The following is a 25,798-nucleotide window of genomic DNA, read 5'->3' as shown; positions in this document are numbered from 1 at the left end:
GTGCCCCAGCAGCCTGCGATCGCCCTCGACCCCACCGGAGCCGATCGCCACGCCGAGCACCTCTCCCTGCACGCACTCGGCCCGGCCACCCGAGTGGACATCCTCGGTGTCGAGGCATGGGCCGTTACCGACCCGGCCCTTCTGAAGAGCCTGCTGACCAGCCCGGATGTGTCCAAGGACGGCCGCACGCACTGGCCGGCCTTCCAGGAGACCATCACCCGCTGGCCGCTTGCACTCTGGATCGCGGTGGAGAACATGTTCACCGCCTACGGCTCGAACCACCGCAGGCTGCGCCGCCTGATCGCGCCGGCCTTCAGCGCCCGCCGCATCGCCACCATGAAGCGCGTCATCGAAGGCATGGTGGACGCTCTGCTCGATCGCCTCGCCGCGCTCCCCTCACATGAGATTGTGGACCTGCGCGAGCGCCTGGCGTACCCGCTACCCATCGCGGTGATCAGCCACCTCATGGGCGTTCCCGAGAGCCAGCAGGACGGCTTCCGTCAAGTTGTGGACGGCGTCTTCGACACCACTCTGAGTCCGGCCGAGGCCCAAGCCAACTCCGCTCGGTTGTACGACCGCTTGGACCGGCTCATTATCGCCAAGCGCCGCACTCCGGGTGACGACATGACGTCACTCCTGATCGACGCCCGGGACGACGAGAGCGACGGCACGGGCCTCGCTCACCAGGAACTGCGCGACACACTCCTGCTGATGATCAGCGCTGGATACGAGACCACGGTCAACGTCATCGACCAGAGCGCCTTCACGATGCTGGTCCGCCCCGATCAATTGAGGCTCATCCGCACTGGTGTCATCGCCTGGAGCGACATCGTCGAAGAGACCCTGCGCCACGAACCCGCCGTCAAGCATCTTCCCCTGCGCTACGCAGTGAAGGACATCCCGCTGCCCGATGGCCAGACCATCGTCCGCGGCGACGCCATCCTCGCCTCGTACGGCGCTGCGAATCGGCACCCCGACTGGCACAGCGATCCCGACACCTTCGACGCCACGCGCACGAACAAGGACCATCTGGCCTTCGGCCACGGCGTCCACTACTGCCTGGGCGCACCTCTGGCCCGCCTCGAAGTCGCCTGCGCCCTTCAGCGCCTCTTCGACCGCTTCCCCGACGTCCGGCTGGCCGTGCCTCCTACGGAACTGGAACCCGTTCCCTCCCTCATCAGCAACGGCCACCAGCATCTCCCGGTCGTACTCGGCGCCCCGGCCGCCTGATGACTGCACCCGCACAACCAGGAACATCAGATCACCCTGATCCTCATCACCCAGACAACCCTCCTCACGCCCGAACGAACTGCGCGTCGCAGAACAGCTTGTCGTCGGCGCGTCCAACGCCAAGGGCGCAGCAACAGCTCGACACAAGCCCCGGCACGTTCGGCGGCCATTGGGGTGGCGTCCTGGCTAGCGTCTTCGCCGACCACCAAACCGAGCTGGGCTGCCGCAAGCACCAACCTCCCAACAGAAGTAGGTAATCGGATGACTGCTATTGATGACTCGACTGTTCGCGATCCCGCCGAGCTGCGTGCGGACATGGTCCGCGCACTCCGTGACCAGGACGCGATCACGTCCGAGTCTGTCGCCGCTGCCTTCGCCGCGGTGCCCCGGCACCGGTTTGCACCGGACGTACCCCTGGAACTCACATACGACCTCCACCGCACCGTGCCGGTCAAGAAGGACGAGCACGGCCTGGACATCAGCGTCATGTCCGCCGCACATCTCCAGGCCGTGATGCTGGAGCAGGCCGGCGTCCAGCCCGGCATGAAAGTCCTGGAGATCGGCTCCGGCGGCGTCAACGCCGCGTACCTCCAGGAACTCGTGGGCTCGGGCGGGGAAGTCACCACCGTCGATATCGACCACGACATCATCGACCGTGCCCGCCTGTGCCTGGACGACGCCGGATACACCCAGGTGAAGACAGTGATCGCCGATGGCGGAAGCGGTGTCCCGGACGGCTCCCCGTATGACCGGATCATCGTCACTGCAGCCGCGTGGGACATCCCCCCGTCGTGGATCAGCGGACTCACCGAGAAGGGCAGGCTCGTCGTCCCACTGACGGTGTGCGGCACGACCCGCTCAATCGCCTTCGACCGCGACGGCGATGGCCTGCTCAGCCGCTCCTACGGCCTGGCGCACTTCGTGCCGATGCAGGGCGAAGGCGCCGCCGAGGAACGCAAGGCGATGCTGCGGGACGGAGTCGCCCTGCAGACCGACGACCTACGGGTGCCCCTCAACGCCCAGGCTCTCGATCAGGCCCTGGACACTCCCCGGCTGGAGCACTGGTCGGGCGCGGCCTACGACCTGCCCGACGAACTGGACCTCTACCTCACGCTCAACCTGTCCAGCGTGGCCCGGCTGCACGCGGCCAAGGAGGTCGTCGAGCGCGGGCTCGTCGAAGCCTCAGCCCTGCTCGGCGTGCCAGCCCTCGTCAGCAAGGACAGCATCGCCTACCGCACCCGCCGTGCCAACCAGGACACGGGCGGCTTCGAGAGCGGCGTGATCGCCCACGGTCCGCAGGCCGAAGCCCTCGCTGACGAGTACGCGGACCTGCTCCGCCGCTGGGCCCAAGACCACCGCCGTCGGGGAGCGGCCACGTTCCGGTACCTGCCGGGCCCCACCCCGTCTCCCCTGCCTCAGGACGCCGTACTGCGACGCCACGGCATCGTCACGGTGGCCTGGCACTAAAACTCCGGAGCCCACGAGGGCTCCGGGACCTTGGACCATCAGCCCATTGCCCCGAGGAGGCATGCATGACCCCTCTACTGGAGAGCCCGGTTGCGCCGGCGGAGACGGCCACCGACCACCAGGAGTTCGCTGACTTCGACCTGGACATCACCATCGTCGAAGGCGGCCCCGCCGCGGACCAACTCATCCGCCTGACGAGCGACGGCTGCAACTCCACGTGCGCGACCGCGTGCGTGAGCTGCCCGTAGCAGAGCCAGACCGCGTTCATCGCGGTGCCCGGCCGCGCCTGCCCCACGGGCGCGGCCGGGCACCGCGCGGCCACAGGAGGGGCATGTGTATCGCTACGTTGATGCAGCAGTGGTCCGGGCGGCAGCGTGGAACCCTGACTGTCAGGTGGTCTGGCCTGAGCTGACCGGCCCGTCCGCGAACACTGCGTCGTGGCGCACGTGGCTGCAACAGGCTTGGCAGACAGCCGACTTCGCGGCTGCCGTCACGGCCGCCAGCTCAGACCTCGCAAGTCGGGTGGACCAGATCTGCGCCGGCCAGTCGTTCCCGGATCCCGCTGTGCGCCGCACGGTGCTCGCCATGATGCGCTACCTGTTGCGCGCCCGTACGCGTGCCACCCCGTTCGGTCTGTTCGCCGGGGTCGCGGCCACGCGAGTTAGCACTTTCCCCTCGCTGCAAGTGGGCACCGAGCACCAGGCAGCCGACAGACCCGACGCGGCATGGACCACTGTCCTCATGGACCGCTTGGAAGAACTCAGCGCACTGCGGCCCCACCTGATGCTGCTCGCCTCCAGCCTGGCCGTCGAGCGCGACGGATACGTAGTGATCGAGCACCGCCCCCGTGGCGCGAGCGACGGGGCTCCCGACCACGTGCAGATACGCGTGACCGGACCGGTCCGCGCAGCCCTGGACAGTGCGCGGACTCCGATCCTGTGGAGCGACCTCACCGAAAAACTCTCCGCCAGTTTCCCGACCGCGCCACTCGCCGCGATCGAGAAGCTGCTCGCCGGCCTGGTCAGGCAACGATTCCTGATCACCAGCCTCCGCCCGGCGATGACGGCCACCGATCCGCTCGCCGCCCTCCTCACGCACACGCAGCATCTGCCGCCTGCTGAGGCAGCAGAGTTGCACAAGTCCACCACGCCCGCGCTTGACCTGCGCGTGGACTGGGATCTGGTCGTCCCGGACGCGGTGGCCCAGGAGGCGGCAGCGGCAGCCAAGGCCCTCACCCGCCTCGCGCCCCGTGCGGCACTGACCGGATGGGCCGAGTGGCACAGCCAGTTCCTCGAGCGGTACGGGCCGAGGGCGGTCGTACCCGTCGTGGACGCGATCGACGCGCTCGGATACCCGCCCGGCTACCTCGGCTCCTCCACCGCGCTGGCACCCTCCCCGCTGCCAGACCGCGACAGCCGGCTCATCAAGCTCGCCCACACTGCCGGGATGCGGCGCCGCCTAGAAGTCCAGCTCGACGATGCCGCGCTTGAGGAACTGGCCACCACCGATCCCGGCCACCCCGTGCAGCCGAGCACCGAGGTGACCGTCCGCATCCACGCCAAGAGCCTTCCAGCGTTGGAACGGGGTGACTTCACGCTGCACGTCGTGGGGGTGGCACGCTCTGCTGGAGCAACCACTGGCCGCTTCCTCGGCATGCTGGACGCCGAAGACCGCCATCGCATGGCCGAGATATACGCCGGACTGCCCGGCGTACACCGAGACGCGCTCGTCGCGCAGATCAGCTCTACTCCGCTGTACGTCCACGCTGAGAACGTTGCGCGTTCCCCGCAGGCGACAGAGCTGGTGATCTCGCTCGGCGACTACCAGAGCTCGGACACCAGCCTCATTCCCGTGACGGATCTTGCGGTGACCGCCGACGCCGAACAGCTGCACCTGGTCTCCCTCTCCCGCCGCCGCCCGGTGCACACGCTGCTGCTGAACGCCGTGGATCTGGGCCACCACACCCATCCGCTGGCACGGTTTCTGGCCGAGGCACCCGTCGCACTGGCCGTCCCGTGCACCGGGTTCATGTGGGGCAGCGCCGCCTCCAACCTGTCGTTCCTGCCCGCGCTGCGCTACGGGCGCACCATCCTGTCTCCGGCCCGCTGGCTCCTCACCAGCGACGACCTCCCCGACGCGTCGACGCCGTGGCCGAAGTGGGACGCGGCCCTGACCAAATGGCGCCGTGACGTTCATCTGCCCGACCAGGTGTACCTGAGCGAGGCCGACCAGTGCATGGCCCTGGACTTGGCGGAGCCCTCGCACCGGGCCCTGTTGCGCGTGCACTTGGACCGCGACAGCAAGGTGACGCTGCGCCCCGCGCCGGAGCCTGCTGACCTGGGATGGACCGGCGGCCGCGCCCACGAGGTCGTTATCCCTCTGGCCGCCGTCGATCAAGCCGTCGCCCCCGTCCGGGACTCGGGCCACGTCGTTGCCCGCGAGCACGGCCATCTACCCGGATGCGACAACCGCATCTACGTCCAGCTCCACGGGCACCGGGACCGGCAGAACCCGCTCCTGACCCGGCACCTGCCGGCCCTGGTGGAAGAACTGGGCGAACCCCGGTGGTGGTTCGTTCGCTACCACGGTTCCGAGGACCACCTCCGCCTACGTCTGGCCTGTGCGCCCGGCACACTCGGCTCCGCCATGGAGAAGGTCGGCGAGTGGACGCGGCAGCTTCGGGACAGTGGCCTGATCACCCGCGCCAGCATGGAGACCTACCATCCGGAGACCGCGCGCTTCGGCGGGCCTGCAGCGATGGACGCGGCCGAGGACTACTTCGCTGCCGACACCGCCGCCGCTCTGGCCCAACTCGCCCTCCAGGCCAAGAAGAGCACGCCTGATGCCCGTGCGATCACTGCCGCGAGCATGGTGGACATCGCCACCGGTCTGCTCGGCAGCGACGTCGAGGCAATGCACTGGCTGATCGAGCACACCCGCACTGACCCGACTGCGCCGCCGCGAGCCGTCTACCGCCAAGCCGTTGACCTGGTGAACGCCAGCTCTTCGAGCCTGGACGCGCGCATCGCCGCGGCCTGGTCCGCCCGCCGGGTGGCATTAGCGGTCTACCGCTCCGCGCTGGAGGACACGGGGGCGTGCCCCGAGGTTCTACTCCCGGACCTGCTGCATCTCCACCACGTCCGGATGTGGGGGCCGGGAATTCCCCAGGAGCGTACCCACCTGCACCTGGCCAGAGCCGCGGCCCTGAGCTGGACGGCACGAACAAGGAGGACACCGTGACCACGACAGCAACCGCCCCCGCGCTGTCGACCGCCGACCAGTTGGCCCGCGCACTGGCCGCCCCGGAGACTGTATGGCCCGGCGGCCGGCCGCACGGCGGACGCTCGTGGCCGCAGTCTCTCGCCGGAGGTGCCTCGGGCATCGCACTGCTGCACATCGAGCGCGCCCGGACCGGCCACGGCGACTGGGACACCGCGCACAACTGGCTCGCCATCGCCGTACAGGGCGAAGTGAGCGCAGCGGCCAACGCGAACTTGTACTTCGGCGCCCCCGCGCTTGCGTTCATCACGCACCGTGCAGCCAGCGCGTCGAGCCGGTACCTGCGCGTCCTGGAGAGGCTGGACGAAGCAACCCTCACCGTCGCGCGGACCCGCCTGGCCGAGGCCCACCGGCGCATCGACCGCGCCGAACCGCCCCCGATGGAAGAGTTCGACCTGATCCAGGGCCTGTCCGGGCTGGGCGCCTACCACCTGAGCCGCCACCCGCACCACGAGATCACCCAGGACGTCCTGGCCTACCTGGTACGCCTGACCGAGCCCATGCCCGATCCGGCCAGAGCACCGTCGTGGTGGATGAACGTCGCCCCCACCGGTGCACCCAGCGCCGACTACCCTCAAGGGCACGGAAACTTCGGGCTCTCCCACGGCATCGGCTCCGCCCTGTCCGTGCTGTCCCTGGCCCTGCTGCGCGACCTGGCGATACCCGGTATGGGCGACGCGGTCGAACGGATCTGTGCCTGGACCGACCAGTGGCGCCAAGGTGACGAGATCGGCCCGTGGTGGCCGGGCCTGATCTCGATGCAGCAGGCGACTGACGGGCATGTCCATCCCACCCTTCGGCCCCGGGCCTCCTGGTGCTACGGCGTCAGCGGCACCGCCCGCGCACAGCAGTTGGCCGGACTTGCCCTCCGCGACCCGGCACGCGTTCAGGCTGCCGAAAATGCGATCCTCGCGACCCTGCGCGACCCTCTCCAACTGGACAGGCTCCCCGAGATCGGGCTGTGCCACGGCATGGCCGGACTGGTGCACGCCGCGTGGCGGATGGCCACCGAGACGGGCAACTCCGAGATCGCTGCGGAGTTGCCGCGTCTGACCGACCGTCTCATCACCGCGCTCGATCAGGACAACCACGACCCGGAACTCCTCGACGGAACCGCCGGAGCGGCCCTCGCCCTGCACACCCTTGGTACGGGCAGCGCGCCGGCACCCCACTGGGACACCTTCCTCGCCCTGGCGTGAACAACCCGGAGAACCGCCTCATGAACTCAGCAACCTGGTGTCAGGCCAATGTCGTGTTCCCGGACTGGGACCACGCCGAAGCAGTCGCTCTGGCCCAACTCGCACCGCTCCTGCGCGCCGCAGAGGACGAAGGCGCGCTCACCGCGTGGTTCCTCGTCCGCAAACGCCCGTGCTGGCGGGTGCGATATCTCCCTGCCGCCGACGCGCAAGACCGCCTCGGCCAGGGCCTGGACGCGCTGATCACCGACGGGTACATCAGCGGGTGGACGGAGATCATCTACGAACCCGAGGTGCACGCCTTCGGCGGCACCGCATCCATGGCGTCAGCTCACCGCCTCTTCCACCGCGACAGCCGCAGCCTCATTGACCACCTCCAGGGCGACGCCGGCAGACACCGGCGCGAGACATCCCTCATGCTGTGCAGTCTCCTGATGCGCTCCGCCGGACTCGACTGGTACGAGCAGGGCGATGTGTGGGCACGCGCCTGCGCCCACCGCGGCCTACCCCCCAGCACCGGCTCGGACAGTCGCGAACGACTGCACGCTGCCGTGCACCGGCTGATCTCCGTGAACGGGGAAGACCTGATGGGCACCGGCGGGCCGCTGGCCCACCTCGCCGGATGGGCCCGCGCCTACACCGACGCCGGACGGGAACTGGCCCACCTCACGGATTCCGGGCAACTGCACCGCGGCCTGCGTGACGTCCTGGCCCATCACGTGCTTTTCGCCTGGAACCGGATCGGCCTGCCCCACGCCATGCAGGCCGCCCTCACGGCCGCCGCGACGACCGTCATCTTCGGCCCGGACCCCACCGAGAGGAGCGCCGCGGACTGTGTGGAAACTCCCTGACGCTGTAGCCCAGCGCTTCCCACTCGTCGCACGCCCCCGTCCCGCATGCCTCCCTCTGCCCCAGCGCGTGCACACGCTGGCCGAACTCGCCGACACCGCGGCAAAGCTGGACCACACGAGCATGGCCTCCACGGTCTACAACCAGGCCGCGCTGATCGCCTCCGACATAGGTGACCCGGACGCTGCCCGCACGATGTGCCACCAGCACGCTGCCGCCTACCTGCACGCCGCCCCCCTGCCCGCCAAGACCGCAATCCGGGCCCTCGAACCCGTCGTCAACCTCGCGCGCCTCCAAATCCGCGCCGGGCAGCACAACGAAGGTCGCCAACTCCTCCTCGCACTGTTCGAAGCTGTCAGCACCGAGTCCCCCGCTCGGGTCGAAGACATCGCCGTACCAGCCGACCTCACCGCGCACGCCCAGGACCGTAAGGAGGTCCGCGGCTGGCTCTGGCGGGTCCTCCTCGCCGACGGAACACGAGCACTGACCGCTGCCGGCCGCTGGACCGAAGCCCTCGCCCATGTCGAGGCACACCGCGGCGTCGGCCAGCGCATGTTCGATGGCCGCCAGGTCGCCGTCCTTGCCGCCCTCACCACCGGTAACTCCCGCGGCGCCAACGATCTGTTGGCCGCCACGCAGTCCGGGGACCCCTGGGAGAACGTCGTCACGGGCTGCCTGGCCGTCCTGTGCCGCCGGGCTGCGGGCCTGGCATGGCAGCGCCCCCTGCAGAACCTCGTGACCACCTACCTCGAACGTCCAGACGGGGACGACATGACCGTCTTCAACACACGGCTGGGACTCGCAGTGCTGGACGTGGTCGCTTCGCCCGAGGACCCGGCTGCACGTCTGGTGGTCGCGGAGCTGTATCGCCGGACGATCCAGAAAACCGATGGCTACGCCGCCCGAGAGACCCTGGCGCACCCCTTGTTCACCGCCCTCGCCGCAGACCAAGAGGCGCAGGACTGCCGTGCGCTCCTCCAGGCCTGCGCGCTTGGAGCCGGGCCGCTCCCCAGCGAGCTGCGCGGCCCACTCGCCAAGGCGCTTCGTACGAGCGACCACACGATCCGGAAGAACGTTGCTCCACTGGAACAGGCCTGCCCAACCAGGCAAGAATGATCTTGGTCATCGATGCTGCCCAGGCGTCGAAACGAGCCAAGTCGGCCGCCTGAAACCTCATGCGTCACAGGCGTTTCAGACGTCGGCGATTCGGCCAATCCCTGCCGCCCGAGGACGGCCCCAACACTGCGTCCAAGCGTTCGCCCCCTTGCGCTTCAAGGACCCCAGCCCGTCCGGAATCGAGCGTGTTCGATTCCGGCGCCGCGTCGTTATGCCGTGCACCGCCGACCCATCCAGGTGCGGCACCAACCCCCAAGGAGGGACGCAGGTGACTGTGACCGACGCCTCGACCGCAAACGAGGAGACGCCGCCCCCTCCACCACCGGCCACCATCACCTTCGAGGGGAGGCATGGCAAGAACCCGCTGGCCGATGCCAGTTTCGGGGCAATGTGCCGACGTCTTCCTTCCGTACTCGGGCACACCGCGCGAATGGCGTGGGCCGTCGACAAGGCCGGTGTCGTGCTCCTCCTCGTCTGCCAGCTGCTCACCGGCGCCGCGGCCGCCGCCGTCCTCGCGTTCACCGCTCAGGCGATGACACACCTCCTCGGAACCGGCACAGTGTCCGGACGTCTGCACGCCGCGCTGCCCGCCCTGATCGTGGTGACGACGGCTGCGGGCATTGGCCGCATCAGCAGCGCTCTGTCCTCGTACGCAGACGGGCGGATCACACCACGGCTGATGACCGATGCGGACATCGCTCTCGTCGCCGCTGTGTGCCGCGTGGAGTCTTCCGCGTACGGCGAGGACGGATTCGCCGACCGGCAGGAGGCGGCCGAGGTCGGAGTCACCCGGACCCGGATGATGGTTCAGGACGCCCAGCGGTTCATGTCCGCGCTGACCCGCATGATTGCTGCGAGCGGTGTCATCACGGCGCTGCACCCGCTGATGTTGCCGCTGCTCCTGCTGGCCGTTCTCCCGGCCGGCGCCGGTGCCGTGCTGTCCGCGCGCGTCGACTACGAGACCCACTACCTCAACGTCGGTGACCGCAACGTGCGCTCCATGATGCGCTGGTGGGCCACCTATTCCCGCCACGGCGACGAGGTCCGAGCCAACGGCATGACCGGCTACCTCATCTACTGGTACCGCGCCCTGTCCGACCGCATCGACCAGCGCACCCTGACCGCGGCCCCGCGGATGCTGCGCATCGTCCTGGCCACCAGCGCCCTGGGCGGGGTGTCCCTGCTGGGCACCTGGGCCACCCTCGCATGGCTGGCAACCACCGGCCGGGTCGCCCTGCCCGTCGCTGCCACCGCTGTCGTCGCCGTCCAGACCACGCTGGCCGCACTCTCCCAGTTCGTCATCCATGGCGCCGCGATGTTCCACACGTCGCTCTATCTGGCCGACATGCAGTCCTTCCTCGACATGGCCAGTGAACGCGCCCCCAAGCGGGGAGAATTGACCATCCCGGAACGCGTGGACGAGATCCGCCTCGACGAGGTCGTGTACCAGTACCCCGGCAAGGAGGAACCGGCCGTCGCAGGGGTATCACTCACGCTGCGCCGCGGCGAGATCCTGGCCATCGTCGGCGAGAACGGCTCGGGCAAGTCGACCCTGGCCAAGCTCATCACCGGCATCCTGCTCGCGGACAAGGGGCGAGTCCTGTGGGACAGCGTCAACCTTGCCCAGGCCGACCCTGATGCCGTGTGGAAGCGCACCGCGCTCGTCCCGCAAGGCTTCGCCTGCTGGCCGCTACGCACCCGCGAGAACATCACCCTCGGCCAGCCGAGGACATTCGACGACGGGCCGGTGTGGGACGTCGTCGACGCCGTCGGCATGCGGGACGCGATCGAGAAGCTGCCCCAGCAGCTCGACACCCTCCTCGCCAAGGAACTCTGGGGCGGTGCCGAACTGTCCGGCGGGCAGTGGCAGCGACTCGTGTGCGGCCGCGCGCTGTACCGGCAGACGCCACTACTGATCTTGGATGAGCCGACGTCACAAATGGACGCCCGCGGTGAGCACGCCATCTTCCAGGAGATCAAGCGGATCGCCGCCGAGCGCATGACGATCGTCGTCACCCATCAGCTCGACAACACGAAGCTCGCCGACCGCATCCTCGTCATGGACCAAGGCCGAGTCATCGAACAGGGCACATACGAGGACCTGACAAACGCCGGCGGCCTGTTCGCGGAACTCGTCGCCATGGCTCAGGACCGGTGACGCCCATGAACCTCGATACCTGGCCCAGGCTGCTCGTCGCCGACGTCGACGGCATCACTCGCCGTGCTGCCGGTGCGCGAGGGACACTCGAACACGAGCACCGCGTGCGCCTGGCTGAACCGACCGCATCGCCCCGTCACACCGTTCGCGGCCCAGATCCACGGCCTGACCTCGCGGACGAGTCATCGACGGACAGTGGCCACAACGAAGCGCCGACCACAGCTCGAAGACAACCACTATCCAGCTCTCGGAAGTGGTTCATCAGCCGGTACCCTCTCCGACGGCCTTCCCGGTCATCGTCGGCGGGCCGAGGCGGCGTCCAGCACAGGAGCTGCGGCTGCATCCTCACTCAGAAGCATGAGGCAAGGACGATGCCAGCCCGTCCGCCACCGCAAGCAGAACGCGGTCCGCGTACGGCCTGCCAATGATCTGGATGCCGATGGGCAGCCCCTGGGTGGTCGTGGTCACTGGTACTACCAAACTGGGAAGCCCGATGTGGCTGGTGAGGTTGGCCCAGCCAGCCTGGTCGAAGAAGCTCCGCTCCTGGCCGTCGACCGTAAGGGTGCGGCTGCCTGCCGGGATCGCGGGTGTTGGTGCGGCCGGTGTGACGAGGACGTCGTGTTCCCTGAAGAACCGCTGCCAGTCCGATCGAAGTCGGGCGCGGTCTTCGTTCGCGCGCAGCCAGTTGCGGTGGGTTTGGGTCCGGTGGCGGAGGAAGGTCGCGCGGGGGCTGGTGTCGTCGTCCTGCAGTTGTCGTGTGGCAGCGAGCTCAGCGGCAGCGGTTTCGTCGTTGGTGGTGGCCGTCGCGGTGGCGTGCAGGAGCTGCTCGAACAGGCGTGTGGAGTCGGTGAAGCCAACAGGACCGGGTGTGTGTCGGACCAGAGCCCCGGCCGCGGTCAGCGTCTCCTCAAGGGCGGCTAGGACCTGTGCGGTCTCGTGGTCGACGGGGCAGCTCGGGTCATCGGCCCAGATCGCGATGCTCAACTGCTCGATGCCGTTGCCAACCGTCGGCAGATCTACGCGCCAGGGCGTGCCCTCGGCCGGTGCCGGTGTGGTGAGCGCGGCGAGCAGCAAGTCGAGGTCTCGGGGGTGGCGAGCCAGGGGGCCTGGAGTGACCATGTCGCTGCTGGTGAGCCAGCCCGGCGGCCGGGGAACGTGGCCGCGGGCCGGGACGAGTCCGTGTGTCGGCCGCAGTCCGTACACGCCGCAGTAGTGGGCCGGCAGGCGCAACGAGCCGGCAAGGTCGCTGCCGAGGTCGGCGGGGGTGAGGTGGGCGGCAACCGCCGCGGCAGGTCCACCGGAGGAGCCGCCGACCGTCCGCGCTGGGTCGTGCGGGTTGAGCGTGGAGCCGAAGAGGGCGTTGTCGGTGTGGAGGTCCTGGCAGTAGGCGGGGGTGTTGGTCTTGCCCATGATCACCGCGCCTTGGTGGCGGAGCCTCGCGACAGCATCGGCGTCCTGGTCGGGAATGTGGTCCGCCAGTTCCTGGGATCCGCTGGTTGTGCGAAGGCCGGCCGTTTCGAAGCTGTCCTTGATGGTGATCGGGAGTCCGTCGAGGACCCCGCTGGCCTCGCCGCGGGCTCGGCGCTCATCGGAGGTGTGAGCGGCTTGCCGGGCCGCGTCGTCGTCGCGAGTGATGACGGCATTGATGGTGCTGGCGTCGATCCGGTCGAGGTGGAGGTCGAGCAGCTCGCGACTGGAGATCTCGCGGCGGTCCAGGGCGCGCAGTTGGACGTGCGCGGGCTGGCGGGTCAGGTCGGTCATGCGAAGGCTCGCTCGGGGTGGGGGGTGCGGGCACGTTGGTGGGGCAGGTGGCGGGCGACGGCGAGGAGGGCGTCGATGTCGTCCATAGGCCGACTGGTCTCTGCGGCGGTATCGGCGAAGCCGGTGAGCCGGTCGGGATGGGGACGCTCGCCCGCCTTGCGGGCGGCAATACCGGCGAGTATCTGGTCGGCAGTGACAGCGGCGTTCAGTTCCTCACCCGAGAGCCCTCGCACCCTGTGGTGGGCTTCGCTGCTTTCACGGACGCCCGTTTCGAGGTACTGACGGATCACGAAGCGGCCGTCGCGGATTTCGACCGCCCGTCGGTAGAGCTTGAACCCGATGCTGCGGAAGCGGCGGCTCTGGGCAGGGTCGCCCCGGTCGACCGGCAGGCGAATCTCGGGGGCTTCGCTGTAGAAGGCCAGCCACAGGCGGCGCAGGCGGTAGTAGCTGAGGTACTGCCTGAACCGGTAGTGGACGCTCTTGGCCTGGTCGGTGATCGTGGGCACCAGCCACCCGATCAGGGTGAGCATGGCGCCGACGTCGCCGCACGTCCAGGCGAAGTTCTCCCAGCCGGCGAGGGAGATGCCGAAGGCGCCCGCGATGACGTTGCCGGTCCGCACGCCGCTGTATCCGAAGGTGACGATGGCGCCCAGGGCGACGACTCGCAGACCGACGCGGACGGAGGTGCGCTTACTGCGCCGGGCCAGGCGCCAGCAGCCGCGGGCGAGGAGTACCTCGCCGATCGTGTACGCGGTGACGTACAGGGTGAGGTACGCGGCGTACATGTTGTCGTGCGCGTAGTACAACGTGAAGTCGATCGGCCTCGGTGCGCTCGGCGTCAGCAGGGCGAAGAGCACCAGCAGCCCCGCGACCACTGAGAGGCCGGCGCCGAGCCAGGCCCGCGCTCTCCTGCGGGCGATGTCCGGGGGCGATCCCCAGTAGGTGAGGACCACCTGTTGGCAGGCGATCAGCGCGATCACGCAGCCCTGGGCCAGGGGAACGGCGAGGTTCACGGTGCCCAGGACGCGGTCGAGGTAGTTCCACATCGGGGTGATGGAGAACAGGAACGACAGGCCCGACAGCAGGAAGACGGAGGCCAGGGCTCTGGTGGCGGGATCGCGGCGACGGGCGGGGATGTCCTTCAAGAGGCAGAGGAATCCGAGGATGGCGACCACGAGGCTGATCGGGTGGAGCAGGTCCTTCACGGTCGGGCCTCCCGCCTGCGCAGCAGGGTGTGCGCGACGCGGTCCTGGACCTCGTCGCCGGAAGACTCGTCGCTGCGCAGCCACCGGTCGATGATTTGGCGCTGGAGAAGCGAGGCGAGGAGCTCGGTCTCGTGCTCCTCTGCGTCGTCGTACTTGGTCCGCCCCAGCATCATCTGCACGATGGCCGGGTCCATGGTGGTGATGAGCGCCGGCGCCAGGGCGGACAGCGGGCGGGCTTCGTGGTGCCCGAGGAACAGGTGCACGAACTCGTGAGCGATGATCTGATCTTGATGCAGGCAGCTGGTCCGCGGGTCGTAGAACACGTAGATGACGGCCTCCAGGACCGCACATGCCCCGCAGACCGACGGCGCCTGCTCTTGGGGCTGCAGGATCACCTCGCGTCCGGTACGACGGGAGACCTCGTCGCGGAGGTCGCGGATGTTCGTGACGTCGGGGAGCTCCAGCGCGGCCAGGGGGTCATCCTGGCGCCACCTACCCGTGGACCACATTGTCATTCCTTGATCATTTTCTGAACTATAGCCGGAATGCGGCTAGTTGGAGGGCGGCAGCCCCTCCATCTTCCGTACGCCGTCCACGAGGCCGAGAACTGCTTCCTTTCCGTCCGCCGAGACGTCGGACAGACGAAGGAGCACGTTTTTGATCTTCGAATCGCGGAGCAATTCCAGCAACTTCAGTTCCTCCGCGGTCTTTTCGGCGACCTCATCGTCGAACCAATAGGCGGCAGGCACACCGAAAAAGCTTGCCAGGGCTTCGAGATGACGCTTCGTCGGATTGTCTCGGCGGCCGGTGCGCAGCATCCAGAGGTAGGTGGACGTCACGGTTTCGAGCCCTCGCTCGGCCATCAGTTCGGCCACTTCAGAGTTGCTGTACGGACCGCGGCCAGGCGGGTGCACCACTTCAAACAGGCGGTTGAGCCGGTCACTGAGCTTCTTCGCGTGAAGACTCGTCGGCTCCTCTGCTGGCTCCTTCATGATCCTTTCCAAGGTGTGCGACTTAACGGGGGTTCAGCCACTGTACTCCGCGATTAACGTCAGTTGACGCACCGATCTTGCGTATGGAAACTTCTACCTCGCAAACACCTCCCGTGTTTGCACGTCCACCCTTCGGGATGGTCTGTCCGTTTCCTGCCGGTAGGCGCGTATGGCGCGCGTGACACGTGCCACTTTCACCTAGCGGACATTGGTTGCGCCTGTAATTGCAGGGTGAGTTTGATCTTCGAATGGAAGGTGCAGAGGCACAGTGGGAAGGCTCGATCCCCGTCGCGATGCCCGCGCGGGTACTGCCGTCGGGTCATTCGGGCACCGCGGTGCGCAGCCGGTCCTCGCCATGCTCGTGGACGGACGGCTGGCTCTGTGCGGCCGGGCCCGCGCCGGAACGGCACAGCCGTCTGCGCCAGCGGTGCGGGTCGCTGCCCTCGCCCGCATCGCCGACACCAGCCGGCAGTTCGCCGCCGACTGCCTCGGCATGGCGAGTAGTGCCGAGCGCGCCGTCGTGGTCGGCGCCGAACTCGCACGGTTCGCCACTGCGCCGCCTTGTGGCACAAGACACGAGGGGGTGCTGTTAGGGGCATCTCCGAGTGTGTCGGTGCGATCAGCCTGCTGCTTGTATGGCGGGACGCTGCCTCCACCCCAAGGCGCACGTGCCGCCGCCCTCGGGCGCGACTTGTAGAAAGTCCTTTAGCAAGGTCTGGATCTTGACGAGGGGCCTGCATATGTTCGTCGTCCCTCGCCGGGCTCCCCGCCCAGCGGCAGACGACGCTAGGAGCCAGATGCGGTACGTGCGATCCAGCCGGGTGAGATAGCCCCGAACACAGCGACGGCGTCCAAGGAGCGGTAACTCCCGGACGCCGAACGCCAAATGGTACTCCTGCCCCGGCAAGGGCGGAGATTTACCCACCTACACCGCACCGGTCCTTTCCTACGAGGCACACCGGCGCGGGTTTCACCACGGAGGAGAGTCTTACATGCCGCCTGCCCTGCGCAAAGGGCCGGTGCCCCCGGCTCGCGCGGCAGCCGTACTTGCTTCGCCCGCCGGCTCCCGGACCGCGCACCGGTTGCCCGGCGCCCTCGCGCCGGAGCAGACACCCAGCGCCCGCCCCGTTTGGGTGGTGACCCTATGAGCCGGGACACCCGCGAATGGGCGTGGGAGTACAGCGCCAGCCGCGGAAACGCGCGTCTGGTCCTGCTGTCGATCGCCGACCGGATCCCCGACGAGCAGTGTGTCGCCTGGGCGTCCCTCACCTCGCTGATGAAGCGTACGAACGCCAGCCGCAACGCAGTGCGCGGCGCCCTGGTCGCGCTGGCCGAGAGCGGCGAACTCGAGGTGCTCGACGACCTCGGCGGCCCGCAGCACAGCACGGTCTATCGGCTCCCGCGCGCCGCTGCATGGCTGGCAAAGGTCGCGGCTGCCCGGGAGGACGATCCCGGCGCGTACGTCGAGCCCCTGACCGAAGCCGATCCGGTACCCGAACTGGACTACGAGCGGCTGCGCAAGCACGGCATCTGGCCGAAGACGGGGTCCGAATCCGACCCGCGTCGTCAGGATCTGACCGGGTCAGAATCTGCATCCCCTCGTCAGAACCTGACCCCTCCCCGGGTCAGAATCCGACCCCTCTCCGGGTCTGAACCTGACCCCCAGAACCGTAGTGAACCGAAGGTGAACCGTAGGTACAGCAGCAGTTGTGCTGCTGACCTCACCTCCGCCGCGGACTGGCAGGTCGACGACGCGAGCCTGTCCTGGGCTCAGCAGCAGGGGCATCTCGCCCGCCTCGGCGAGCACGGCGTCCAGGCCGCTGACGCGAAGTGGCGCCACCACCGCGGCGCCTGGAGCCATCGCTCCGCCGACGCCTGGGCTGCCGACTGGCGAGCCTGGATCGCCCGCGAGCACAGCCCCGTCCCTCAGCGCCCGAACCTCTACGCCCTGCCCGGCGGCACCCCTGCGCCACAGGCCGGCATGACCCGCGCCGACGCGCATTTGGCCGCCTTGCTCGCTGCCGTCGATGAACCGACTGGAACGGAGTAACTACCTTGGACCGCCGCGAAGTTGCTGCCGTGCTCACCTATGTCGGCCGCCTGGACCCGCGCACCATCCGCACCGACGCGGGCGAGGCCCGCGACCAGCTCGCCACGTGGCACGAGCTGCTCGGCGACGTGCCGATGGCCACCGGCCAGGGCTGGGACGTGCGCGAGATCGTCCGCAAGCGCATCGTGAGTTCGCCGTACCCGATCCTGCCGGCCGATGTGGCCCGCGAATGGCAGGCGCACCGCCGCGACCGTCTGGCCCGGCACACCGACCCGACCCCCGTGGCCGACCCGGACAACCCGGAAGCCTGGCGGGCGGAGCTGCTGTCGGCGCGAGATGCCGTGGCTGCCGGAGTGGCCGCACCCTCGACTCATCGCAGGATCACCGCGGGGCGACACCGGCCGGGGCTCAAGGACCAGCTGGCCGCCGTCGGCTCCTACATCCCGCCGGCCGTGCGAGCCGAGCTGGCCCCGTACCGCCCAGCCCGCGCCGCCCGCGAAGCCGCCATCGCCGCCGGAGGACCCGATGTCCTGAGCGTCCCGTGCGACTGGTGTCACGCCGACAAGGGCGAGCCCTGCCGCCGCCGTCGCATCAGCCTCGACGGAAGTGCCCGGGGCAACGCACCGCGCGTCACGGCCCACCCCGGCCGGATCGACCGCGCCCTGGCTGCGCAGGCTCAGCAGGCATCCGCCGCCTGACCGCAGCCCCTTTCTCCACCAAAACGTTCCGACTCCGGTACGGCCCCACGCCGTACCCCGAGCCCGCCTCGCAGCGCCCGCCGCACCCCGTCCCGCCACCGGTGCAGAGCGCCCCGCACCCACCGAGGCGACTTCCGGAGACCGTCATGCGCCACATCACCACCAACGACACCCCGCCCCCGACGATCCGGGGCATCGCCGACCACAGCTGGCAGGAACGGGGCTTGTGCCACGGCCTGCCGGTCAAGGAGATCGACGAGCTGTTCTTCCATGCGGGTCGCGACCGCGCGGCCATCGACGCGGCCAAGGCGATCTGCGGCAACTGCCCGGTGAAGAAGGCGTGCTTCGACTACGCCCTCGATAACGAGATCCGCCAGGGCATCTGGGGTGGGTTCACCGAGGACGAGCGGCGCCCCTGGCACGCCCGGGTCAACAAGCGCCTGGACTACAGCCGCGTCAAGGCCGCGTTCGAAGGCCGTGACGTCCACCTCAGTAACGCCGAGCGCGACGCCGTCACCCGCCACGCCTACGTACGCGGCTGGAGCCCCGAGCGCCTCGCCTACGCACTGCGGCTCGACCTCGACTGGGCGCGCGACCTGATGCGCAATGCCGCACACGCCGTCGCCGACCGCGACCGCTATTGGGGGCAAGTCGACCCGGCCGAGGCAGCCGACGACGAGTACGTCGAGGACGAAGCCGCTGAGGACGCCGCCTCACCGGTGCAGGTGCCCCGCCAGGCGCAGACCCACGCCCTGATCGCCGCTCTCCGAAAGGCCGCATGACTCACCCCATCGCCATGCCTTCCCTCCTCTCCGGCATCGAGCCTGTCCACCTCGTCGCAGCCGTCGGCGTGCTCGCCCTGGTGCTCGGGGTATGGTCGATCCGGCGTAACCGGACCCGGGCGAGCGGCCCGCGCGTCGGCACCCCCGCGGTGTGGGTCGCGGCCCTCGCCGCCCTCAACTGCACCGCCTACAGCGCCGACACCAGCTGGCGGTTCGCCGCCGATTACCTCGACATGGCCGGCGCCGTGGAACGGGCCATGATGTTCAGTGCGGCCGAGCTGGCGCTGTTCGCGACGGCGCTGATGGCCCGGCAGAACCTGAAGACCCAAGGAGCACCCGGCCTGCCGGGTGGCCTGGTCTGGGTGATTACCGGGGTGCAGGTCATCCCGGCGTACGCCGAGTCAGGCACGGTGGGCGGCACCGTGCGGGCCTTCGTCGGCCCGGTCATGGCGGCCGTGCTCTGGCACCTGGCCATGGGCATCGAGCTGCGACTTCACAAGCCGGACGCCGCCTCCCAAGGGCTCCTGGCCACGCTCGGACGTGAAGTGCGGGAGCGTCTCCTCTCGCGCCTCGGCGTCGCCACCCGCAACCGTGATGCCGCACAGATCACCAAGGACCGCGCGACCCGGCGGGCCGTGGCCCTGGCCTCCCGGCTGGCCGGGATACCAGAGAAGGAGCGTGAGAACGGCCGCGGCTGCCGGATCACGCGGCGGCTCCAGTCGGCTCTCGCACGATCCGGTGTCGGCAGCGACCCGCAGCAGCGTCGCGCGCTTCTGGAGCAGCTGGCCGCCCGTCGGCACGCCACGGCGCTCGCCACCGTGGTCCTGCCGTCGCCCTGGGTTCATCCCGCGCGGGACCAGGACGCCGATCGGGGGGACCGGTCCCCTCTCCCTACGTCGATCGCGACTCCGTCGGCAAACGGGACACAGGCGAGTGCATGGGTGAGCGCGGTCCCCGGCGACGCTCCCCGAAGCACCGCGTCGATCGGGGACCGTACAAAGGGGGACCGTCCGGAGCCGGGGACGGGACGTGAGCCCGACGGGGACCGTCCCCACCCGGACTCCGTCGGCAACGGGGACCGAGCCGCCGAGTCCGGCTCAAGCCTGCTGCGCGAGGGCCAGGAGGCGGCAGTTGGGGACCAAGACACCGTGCCTGCCGGGACCGAAGAGCCCGACGACGGCGCGAGCGGCAGCGCTGAAAATGTGCACGACACCGCTGCTCAGGAGGGCACAGGCCCGTCCCCGGCGGCCATCACCATCGGGGACGAGGGCCGGCAGCACCCGTACGCCGAAACGGGGACCGAACCCAACGGGGACCGTCCCCACAGCGTCCCCAACGACAACGGGGACCGCCAACACCCCGACACCGAAACGGGGACCGAACCCAACGGGGACCGCCCCCACACCGCCCCCGTACAGCCGAAGGCGAGGGCGTCCCGGAACCGGCCGCGCGGTGGTCAATCCCAACGGTCCCGGCAGCCGAAGCTGAGCGTGGAGGAGATGGTCGAGCGGGTCCGTCCCCATGTGCCCGCGCTGCTGGAGCGGGACGGCAACGAGTCGCTGACTCGGGTTCAGCTGCGGGAGATCCTCCGCTCCCAGCAGATCCGAGGAGGGCGGAACGAGCGTCTGACGCCGGTTCTGCAGCGGCTCCGCGACGAGGCGGGCACCACCACAGCACGGAGTACGGCCCGATGAAGACCTGCCAGCGTTTCGAACACATCCAGGCCGGCTTCGAGCAGGACATCCGCCGCCTTTCCGTCCGGTGGCCCGGCCTCGTCCGGGCCACCACCCCCCATTGAAGGGACCCGCTATTCCTGCCCGTCACCACCCGCGTATGCACCCACCGTCCACCGCCGAGGCCGCCGCCTGGGCGGAGGTGCTCGTAGGCCACCAGCTCCTGTACGCAGCCGTGCTGACCCCGGGCGGCCAGTGGCTCGTCCAGCACCACGCCGAATCCCTTGTCCACGTCCTCCACGGCCCGAGAGCCATGGTCGATCTGGCCGCCGAAATCCAGCACCGCATCCGCACCACGAGGAACTGCACCCGATGACGAACCCGACGACAACCCCCACTCCCGCGCCAGGTGAGCCGGAAACCAACTCGACCTCGTCGCGAGCAAGTTGGTGCAAGAGCATTGCTCCCGGTGGGAGCAATGCTCTTGCGCCTCCCGCCCCGGGGGTGGCGGGAGCGGATCGGCACCAGGAGGCGCCGATCCGTCAGGATGCGACCGAGGGCGGCTCGCATCCTGAAGAAGGGGAAAGCCACTCCTGCCACACCACCGACTGCACCCACGCCATACCGCCCAAGCCCCACGTCCAGCAGCGTGAGCGCCTGCGCGACGAGAAAAAGCGCATGCACCAGCCGAGCTGCCGCATGAACGACGACGAGTACCAGCTCCTCGTCCGTGCTGCTGCCGCCTGCAACATGAGCGTCGCCAACTACCTCGCCCGCGCCGCGCTCAAAGCCGCCCGCAACCTCGACCTCACCGCCGCAGAGATCGCCGGCGAACGCGACATGCTGAAGGGACTGTTCGCCATGCGAACAGCACTGAACCGGATCGGCAACAACCTCAACCAGGTTGCGGCAGCCCTCAATTCGGACGAGCCCGCGCCGCAGGCCAGGGCAGTCCTCGCTCGTGTCGACCGGGTCTCCTTGGATGTGGACGCACTCGTCCAGCGCTACTTGGACGGCGGGCGTCCGGCTGCATGATCCCCAAAGTCCACGACATGGGCACGGACACCCGCGGCCTGGTGGCCTACCTGTACGGCCCCGGCAAGGCCGAGGAGCACATCGACCCGCACCTCGTTGCGGCGTGGGACCGCCTGGCCCCCGACCCCGGCCGCGACCCCAAGGCGACATACGGCGACCTGCAGCGTCTGCTCGACCAGCCCGTCATGGCCCTGCCCGACAGCGCCAGGCCCGCCGAGCACGTCTGGCACCTGTCCGTACGCGCCGCCCCCGAAGACCCGATCCTCACCGATGAGCAGTGGGCGGACATCGCCCGCCGCATGGTCGCCGCCACCGGCATCGCCCCTGAAGGCGACGATGCCGCCTGCCGATGGGCGGCTGTCCGCCACGCCGACGACCACATCCACATCATCGCCACCGTCGTCCGCCATGACGGCCGCCAAGCCCGCATCCGTCACGATGGCGCCCGCTCCCAGGCGGAAGCCCGGAAGATCGAAGTGGACTACGGGCTACGCCGATTGAACGCCGGCGACGGAACCGCCGCCAAGCGCCCCACCAGCGCCGAACACCACAAGGCGAACCGCCAGGGCAAGGAACGAACGCCACGCGAGGAACTGCGAGAGACGGTGCGCCGCGCCGCCGCCGGCAGCGCCAGCGAGCAGGAGTTCTTCGACCGCCTGGCCGCCGCCGGCCTCCTGGTCAGCCAGCGCGTCGCACCCTCCGGCGATCTGCTCGGCTACAAGGTCGCGCTGCCCGACGACCGCAACGAGGCCCAGGAGCCGATCTACTATTCGGGCTCCACCCTCGCACCCGACCTCTCCCTACCGCGCATCCGCGAGCGGTGGGCCGGCAGCGGCTCCGAACCCGACCCTGAACCCGCCGCGGACCGCTCCTCCGGCTCGGCGCGCGTCAACCCGTCGACCGCGCGGCGCCAGGCGACGACGGCGGTCTGGCAGGCCGTACTCGTCGTCGACCAGAGCGACGACGGGCAGATCGCCGCGCAGATCGCCGCGGCCGGCGAGGTCCTCGACGCGCTCGCCAAGACCTCGGCCGCGCACACCCGGCGCGAACTGCGAGATGCTGCCTGGGCGTTCGAGCGGGCCTCCCGCTCCCACATCCGGACCGAACGGGGCCACGACCGTGGTCTGCGGCAGGCTGCCCGTGACCTCGTCTACGGCGGGCCGGCGCTCGGCCGTGGGGAGGACGGCGCCACCACCGCCACGTTGATCGACATGGTGTTCTTCCTGGTTACAGCCGCCGCCCACTGGCATGGGAAGAAGGAGCACGCCCAGCAGGCCGCTGCTGCCCGCCAGGCCGCCGAGCACCTACGCGCCGCTTACCAGGCCGCCGCGCCGATGTACCTGTCCGTCATGCACCAGCGGGGCCGGCGTCTGCCCCAGCCCCTGCAGCGCAAGCAGGCCGCCTACCTGCGCCAGGCCGTGCCCGAGCTGGCCGAGCAGGTCCTCACCGAGCAGGGCTGGTACGCCCTTGCCGCCACGCTCGCCGATGTCGAGCACGCTGGGCACCACCCGGCCGCGCTCCTGTCCGAGGCCGCCGAGCGACGGGAGTTGGACACCGCCGACTCGATTAGCGACGTGCTCGTGTGGCGGCTGCGGCGCATGGCCGATCTGCCCGCCGACCCTTCCGCCATGCCCGAGCATACGGCCACCGCACCCACCGCAACCCCCGGTGCTGCGCAGCGCCCGACGCACCGCACCGACCGTCCCGCCAAGTCCCTCTGAATTCAACATTCTTAGAGTTGCAGCAGGTCAGGGGCTTGCGGCACTCTCCTCGTGCAGGCGAGACGATAGAGATGGAGACGGCATGTTCCGACGCAACCGTGCGGACCGAGAGTTCCGTGAAGCCCAGCGTGCCGGCCAGGCGGTGCTGGCGATGCACACCGAGCTGCCGCTGCCTGACGCACCCCTCCCGGTCCCTGCCTCGGCTGCGCCGGCGGCCGAGGTGATGCCCGACTTCCTGCCGCCGGACTTTCGGGCGCCGTCCCGCCAGGACGTCTCGGGGTTCATGATGCGCTGGGACCTGCCGCTCGTCATCGACGGCGAGGTCCACGCGTGCCACTGCGGTGCGTACCGGAACTGGATCGTCTTCAACATGCGCGATGACTCGGTGTGGCTGCGCTGCCCGGCTGGCCACGAGACGGAGGAGACCCGACTGGACACCGCCTGGTACAACCGCAACTCCGGTCCGGTCGACCACTTCCACCCCACCCTCGAAGACGGACTGCACCACCTCGGCCACTGAAGCCACGAAACCCCTTCCCTCACCCCTGCGTTCGTCGGCGCCCGGAGGGCCGACCCGGTCAGACCATCCCTCTCGCATCACCAAGGGGTTTCCCCATGCGCCGTTCCACTACGACCGCCCTCAGCCTCGGCACCGCCTTCACCGTCCTTGCCCTGACCGGCTGCTCCAGCCACACCGAGCCCTCCGACGCCTCGGCCGCATCTTCCGCACCCGCGCACCGGGGCGGCAGCTCGGCATCCGCGCCGCTGTCCTCGATCCAGCTGAACCAGCGGCTGCTGAACGAGAGCGACCTGGGCGAGGGCTACACCCGCAAGCCCGAGCCCGCTCGCGGCAACGACGACGTCACCGTCATCGGCTGCCCGGCGCTGGAGAAGCTCGGCAGCGACGCGGCCACCGGCTCCGGCCTCGACTTCAGCCGCAAGGCGAAGGCGTCCTTCACTTATTCCGGCAGCAGCAGCTCCGAGGTCAGCGAGGAGCTGTACAGCGACAGCGCCGCGAAGCTGTCCAAGGGCATCAGGAAGATCTTCGACGCGATGCTCTCCTGCCCCTCCTACCAGGTGACGTCGGGCAGCACCGTCGTCGCCATGGGCACCGAGAAGACGTCCGCGCCAGACCTCGGCGACGAGCAGTGGAGCCAGCTGCTCACCTACTCCGCCAGCGGGCAGCGCAGCGTCGTCAAGCAGACGGCGATCCGCACCGGCAACATCCTGGTCATCGTCTCCGGCTCGCCGGGCCTCGTGGACGCCCACCTGGACAAGGCGCTCGCCAAGGCGCGCACCGCACACTGACCCGCTCCTCCACCTGCCCCGGTGTCCGGGCTTGTCCTCCCGACAGCCCCGGGCACCGGGGTGTCGTCGTATCGGGCGATCAGCCGTCGAGGCGGAGTTCGCCTGGCTCGTAGCGGAGTTGGAAGGTCTGCGCGTGCTCCCCGTCCATCCAGTACAGGGTCATGGTCGACAGCATGCTGCGCTTGATATAGCGGGTGCGCGAGGGCATTCCTTCATCCTGCTCGACGATCCAGGCTTCCACCCGCTCCGGCAGGCCGAACCTCAACGCGTATGCCTCTGGGTGCTCCGCGGAGCGCAGTTCCCAAACCGGATGTGACGCTGCCTGATTAATGCGGCGCAGGCGCACCGAATGTGTGGGGTGCGCTCTCGCAAAGTCCACGAAGCCGTACAGATCATCCGAGGCCAGTCCCAGGACGAACGGCGCGGCAGGAAAGGCCAGGACAAGGCCCAGTTGCGAACGGCTGTGCAGGGCCTGCGCCAGGTAATCGAGCGGGCCGCGAATCGCATCGGGTAGGTCCACATCGCCCGCGTCCATGTCCAACAGCGGGCCACGAAGGTACGTCCGTATCTCGTGTACCTTCGGCCGCTCGGCCGCGGGGGTCACTTCGAGGACTGCGTGAATGGTGTCGGCCGTGGTCTTGACGAGATTCCGCAGGACGGCGAAGTCCGGTGCGGAGAGGTCGATCAGGGATATCTGGTGGGCCAGCGCGTAATCCTGCGCCTCCGGGCTGAAGCCGGACGTGGAGAAGATCGCGTAGTTGTAGCGGTATCGCGTCCGCGGCCGGCCGGTCCCCGGAGCAGTGAGCGTGGTGGTCTCGCCCTCGTTCACGTCGTGGATCACGCCGTGGCCGTTGCGGACGGTGGGCAGGCCAACGGGGGCTGTGGTCAGGTACTTTGCCTCCACGAACAGGCGGACAGGCAGTGAGAACGGCGGGACGTACCGGAACTGTCCGAGCGCGTCGACCTGGTGCCATGCCCCGCGTCCACGGACCAGCAGACCGTTCTTGTCCTTCTTCAGCACCCTCCACGGCTCTTTGTCCTTGTCGTCGTCGGCCGTGAGGACTTCGAAGCCACTGGACCGCAACAACCAGGCAAGCACCTCCTCCAGGAGGTAGCCGCGCAAGGGTCCTTTGCCGATCACATTGCCTGCCACGACGGGAATCCTATGCACTGCCTTGATCTTGGTTCCAGGGTCCCCTCATGCGCGCGGGTACGGGGATACGGCGAAGGCCCGGCGGTTCGCCTCCCGTGAAGAGAGTGGAACCGCCGGGCCTGGAA

The 25,798-nt window shown here is 69.2% G+C and carries 23 protein-coding genes; 17 read left to right on the top strand and 6 right to left on the bottom strand.

Features of this window, described 5'->3' with window-relative positions; all coding sequences use genetic code 11:
- The 8 genes from OG252_RS45625 (at position 1) to OG252_RS45590 (ending at position 11,295) form a co-directional block, all read left to right on the top strand.
- Positions 1-1,230 (top strand): cytochrome P450 family protein, encoded by a 1,230-nt coding sequence (locus OG252_RS45625; protein WP_329343803.1) that lies wholly within the window; start codon positions 1-3, stop codon positions 1,228-1,230.
- A gap of 261 nt (positions 1,231-1,491) precedes the next feature.
- Positions 1,492-2,697: a methyltransferase, FxLD system gene (gene fxlM, locus OG252_RS45620; RefSeq protein ID WP_329343801.1), complete on the top strand. Its 1,206-nt coding sequence runs from the start codon at positions 1,492-1,494 to the stop codon at positions 2,695-2,697.
- A gap of 65 nt (positions 2,698-2,762) precedes the next feature.
- A complete protein-coding gene (locus tag OG252_RS45615; protein WP_329343799.1) occupies positions 2,763-2,945 on the top strand; it encodes an FxLD family lanthipeptide in 183 nt (60 codons plus the stop codon).
- Positions 2,946-3,030: 85 nt separating this feature from the next.
- Positions 3,031-5,937, top strand: a complete 2,907-nt coding sequence (locus OG252_RS45610) for a lantibiotic dehydratase (RefSeq protein WP_329343797.1) — start codon at positions 3,031-3,033, stop codon at positions 5,935-5,937.
- Positions 5,934-7,175 carry a lanthionine synthetase C family protein gene (locus tag OG252_RS45605; protein ID WP_329343794.1) on the top strand — a complete coding sequence of 414 codons (1,242 nt, stop codon included), beginning with the start codon at positions 5,934-5,936 and terminating at the stop codon, positions 7,173-7,175. Before OG252_RS45610 ends, OG252_RS45605 begins: the two co-directional genes overlap by 4 nt.
- Positions 7,176-7,195: 20 nt before the next feature.
- The gene (locus OG252_RS45600; RefSeq protein ID WP_329343792.1) at positions 7,196-8,023 is read left to right on the top strand and encodes a thiopeptide-type bacteriocin biosynthesis protein; all 828 of its coding nucleotides are present in this window, start codon (positions 7,196-7,198) and stop codon (positions 8,021-8,023) included.
- A 67-nt stretch (positions 8,024-8,090) separates the two neighbouring features.
- Positions 8,091-9,137: a hypothetical protein gene (locus tag OG252_RS45595; RefSeq protein ID WP_329343790.1), complete on the top strand. Its 1,047-nt coding sequence runs from the start codon at positions 8,091-8,093 to the stop codon at positions 9,135-9,137.
- Positions 9,138-9,411: 274 nt separating this feature from the next.
- Positions 9,412-11,295, top strand: coding sequence for an ATP-binding cassette domain-containing protein (locus OG252_RS45590; RefSeq protein ID WP_329345372.1), 1,884 nt, complete (start codon positions 9,412-9,414; stop codon positions 11,293-11,295).
- A 345-nt stretch (positions 11,296-11,640) separates the two neighbouring features.
- Here the strand turns inward: OG252_RS45590 and OG252_RS45585 are convergent, their stop codons facing one another.
- The 5 genes from OG252_RS45585 to OG252_RS45565 all read right to left on the bottom strand — a co-directional run bounded on the left by OG252_RS45585 (position 11,641) and on the right by OG252_RS45565 (position 15,830).
- A complete protein-coding gene (locus OG252_RS45585) occupies positions 11,641-13,056 on the bottom strand; it encodes an amidase family protein (RefSeq protein ID WP_329343788.1) in 1,416 nt (471 codons plus the stop codon).
- Positions 13,053-14,261, bottom strand: a complete 1,209-nt coding sequence (locus OG252_RS45580) for an MAB_1171c family putative transporter (RefSeq protein ID WP_329343786.1) — start codon at positions 14,259-14,261, stop codon at positions 13,053-13,055. Before OG252_RS45580 ends, OG252_RS45585 begins: the two co-directional genes overlap by 4 nt.
- Positions 14,258-14,770, bottom strand: a complete 513-nt coding sequence (locus OG252_RS45575; RefSeq protein ID WP_329343784.1) for a hypothetical protein — start codon at positions 14,768-14,770, stop codon at positions 14,258-14,260. Before OG252_RS45575 ends, OG252_RS45580 begins: the two co-directional genes overlap by 4 nt.
- A 42-nt stretch (positions 14,771-14,812) precedes the next feature.
- A complete protein-coding gene (locus OG252_RS45570) occupies positions 14,813-15,253 on the bottom strand; it encodes a hypothetical protein (RefSeq protein WP_052425335.1) in 441 nt (146 codons plus the stop codon).
- 319 nt (positions 15,254-15,572) lie between these two features.
- Positions 15,573-15,830 carry a hypothetical protein gene (locus OG252_RS45565; protein WP_329343780.1) on the bottom strand — a complete coding sequence of 86 codons (258 nt, stop codon included), beginning with the start codon at positions 15,828-15,830 and terminating at the stop codon, positions 15,573-15,575.
- Between the two features lie 567 nt (positions 15,831-16,397).
- On the opposite strand from OG252_RS45565, the gene OG252_RS45560 reads away from it, so the two are divergent.
- The 9 genes from OG252_RS45560 (at position 16,398) to OG252_RS45520 (ending at position 24,520) form a co-directional block, all read left to right on the top strand.
- Entirely contained in the window at positions 16,398-17,303 is a 906-nt protein-coding gene (locus OG252_RS45560; protein ID WP_329343778.1) for a helix-turn-helix domain-containing protein, read from the top strand.
- A gap of 5 nt (positions 17,304-17,308) precedes the next feature.
- Positions 17,309-18,001, top strand: a complete 693-nt coding sequence (locus tag OG252_RS45555; protein ID WP_329343776.1) for a zinc finger domain-containing protein — start codon at positions 17,309-17,311, stop codon at positions 17,999-18,001.
- A gap of 146 nt (positions 18,002-18,147) precedes the next feature.
- Complete coding sequence (locus OG252_RS45550) at positions 18,148-18,783, top strand: WhiB family transcriptional regulator (RefSeq protein ID WP_329343774.1); 636 nt, start codon at positions 18,148-18,150, stop codon at positions 18,781-18,783.
- Positions 18,780-20,477, top strand: a complete 1,698-nt coding sequence (locus tag OG252_RS45545; protein ID WP_329343772.1) for a hypothetical protein — start codon at positions 18,780-18,782, stop codon at positions 20,475-20,477. Before OG252_RS45550 ends, OG252_RS45545 begins: the two co-directional genes overlap by 4 nt.
- 139 nt (positions 20,478-20,616) lie before the next feature.
- The gene (locus OG252_RS45540) at positions 20,617-20,832 is read left to right on the top strand and encodes a hypothetical protein (protein ID WP_329343770.1); all 216 of its coding nucleotides are present in this window, start codon (positions 20,617-20,619) and stop codon (positions 20,830-20,832) included.
- A complete protein-coding gene (locus OG252_RS45535) occupies positions 20,829-21,491 on the top strand; it encodes a plasmid mobilization protein (protein ID WP_329343768.1) in 663 nt (220 codons plus the stop codon). Before OG252_RS45540 ends, OG252_RS45535 begins: the two co-directional genes overlap by 4 nt.
- A complete protein-coding gene (locus OG252_RS45530) occupies positions 21,488-23,212 on the top strand; it encodes a relaxase/mobilization nuclease domain-containing protein (protein WP_329343765.1) in 1,725 nt (574 codons plus the stop codon). The genes OG252_RS45535 and OG252_RS45530 overlap by 4 nt, the downstream gene beginning before the upstream one ends.
- A gap of 82 nt (positions 23,213-23,294) precedes the next feature.
- Entirely contained in the window at positions 23,295-23,732 is a 438-nt protein-coding gene (locus tag OG252_RS45525; RefSeq protein ID WP_329343763.1) for a hypothetical protein, read from the top strand.
- 95 nt (positions 23,733-23,827) lie between these two features.
- Positions 23,828-24,520, top strand: a complete 693-nt coding sequence (locus OG252_RS45520) for a hypothetical protein (protein WP_329343761.1) — start codon at positions 23,828-23,830, stop codon at positions 24,518-24,520.
- A gap of 79 nt (positions 24,521-24,599) precedes the next feature.
- Here the strand turns inward: OG252_RS45520 and OG252_RS45515 are convergent, their stop codons facing one another.
- Positions 24,600-25,673, bottom strand: a complete 1,074-nt coding sequence (locus OG252_RS45515; protein ID WP_329343759.1) for a hypothetical protein — start codon at positions 25,671-25,673, stop codon at positions 24,600-24,602.
- Positions 25,674-25,798 lie beyond the last annotated feature (125 nt).

Origin of the sequence: Streptomyces sp. NBC_01352, from assembly GCF_036237295.1 — a bacterium.
Taxonomy (GTDB): Bacteria; Actinomycetota; Actinomycetes; order Streptomycetales; family Streptomycetaceae; genus Streptomyces; species Streptomyces plumbiresistens.
Note: the sequence above shows the minus strand (reverse complement) of the source record. Positions and strands in the feature narration are given on the sequence as shown.

What these genes read in the sequence shown, in the direction of transcription:
- fxlM (WP_329343801.1), top strand. Translation starts at nt 1,492, where the DNA reads ATGACTGCTATTGATGACTCGACTGTTCGCGATCCCGCCGAGCTGCGT.
- OG252_RS45615 (WP_329343799.1), top strand. Translation starts at nt 2,763, where the DNA reads ATGACCCCTCTACTGGAGAGCCCGGTTGCGCCGGCGGAGACGGCCACC.
- OG252_RS45600 (WP_329343792.1), top strand. Translation starts at nt 7,196, where the DNA reads ATGAACTCAGCAACCTGGTGTCAGGCCAATGTCGTGTTCCCGGACTGG.
- OG252_RS45585 (WP_329343788.1), bottom strand. Translation starts at nt 13,056, where the DNA reads ATGACCGACCTGACCCGCCAGCCCGCGCACGTCCAACTGCGCGCCCTG.
- OG252_RS45575 (WP_329343784.1), bottom strand. Translation starts at nt 14,770, where the DNA reads ATGTGGTCCACGGGTAGGTGGCGCCAGGATGACCCCCTGGCCGCGCTG.
- OG252_RS45570 (WP_052425335.1), bottom strand. Translation starts at nt 15,253, where the DNA reads ATGAAGGAGCCAGCAGAGGAGCCGACGAGTCTTCACGCGAAGAAGCTC.
- OG252_RS45560 (WP_329343778.1), top strand. Translation starts at nt 16,398, where the DNA reads ATGAGCCGGGACACCCGCGAATGGGCGTGGGAGTACAGCGCCAGCCGC.
- OG252_RS45550 (WP_329343774.1), top strand. Translation starts at nt 18,148, where the DNA reads ATGCGCCACATCACCACCAACGACACCCCGCCCCCGACGATCCGGGGC.
- OG252_RS45545 (WP_329343772.1), top strand. Translation starts at nt 18,780, where the DNA reads ATGACTCACCCCATCGCCATGCCTTCCCTCCTCTCCGGCATCGAGCCT.
- OG252_RS45540 (WP_329343770.1), top strand. Translation starts at nt 20,617, where the DNA reads ATGCACCCACCGTCCACCGCCGAGGCCGCCGCCTGGGCGGAGGTGCTC.
- OG252_RS45535 (WP_329343768.1), top strand. Translation starts at nt 20,829, where the DNA reads ATGACGAACCCGACGACAACCCCCACTCCCGCGCCAGGTGAGCCGGAA.
- OG252_RS45530 (WP_329343765.1), top strand. Translation starts at nt 21,488, where the DNA reads ATGATCCCCAAAGTCCACGACATGGGCACGGACACCCGCGGCCTGGTG.
- OG252_RS45525 (WP_329343763.1), top strand. Translation starts at nt 23,295, where the DNA reads ATGTTCCGACGCAACCGTGCGGACCGAGAGTTCCGTGAAGCCCAGCGT.
- OG252_RS45520 (WP_329343761.1), top strand. Translation starts at nt 23,828, where the DNA reads ATGCGCCGTTCCACTACGACCGCCCTCAGCCTCGGCACCGCCTTCACC.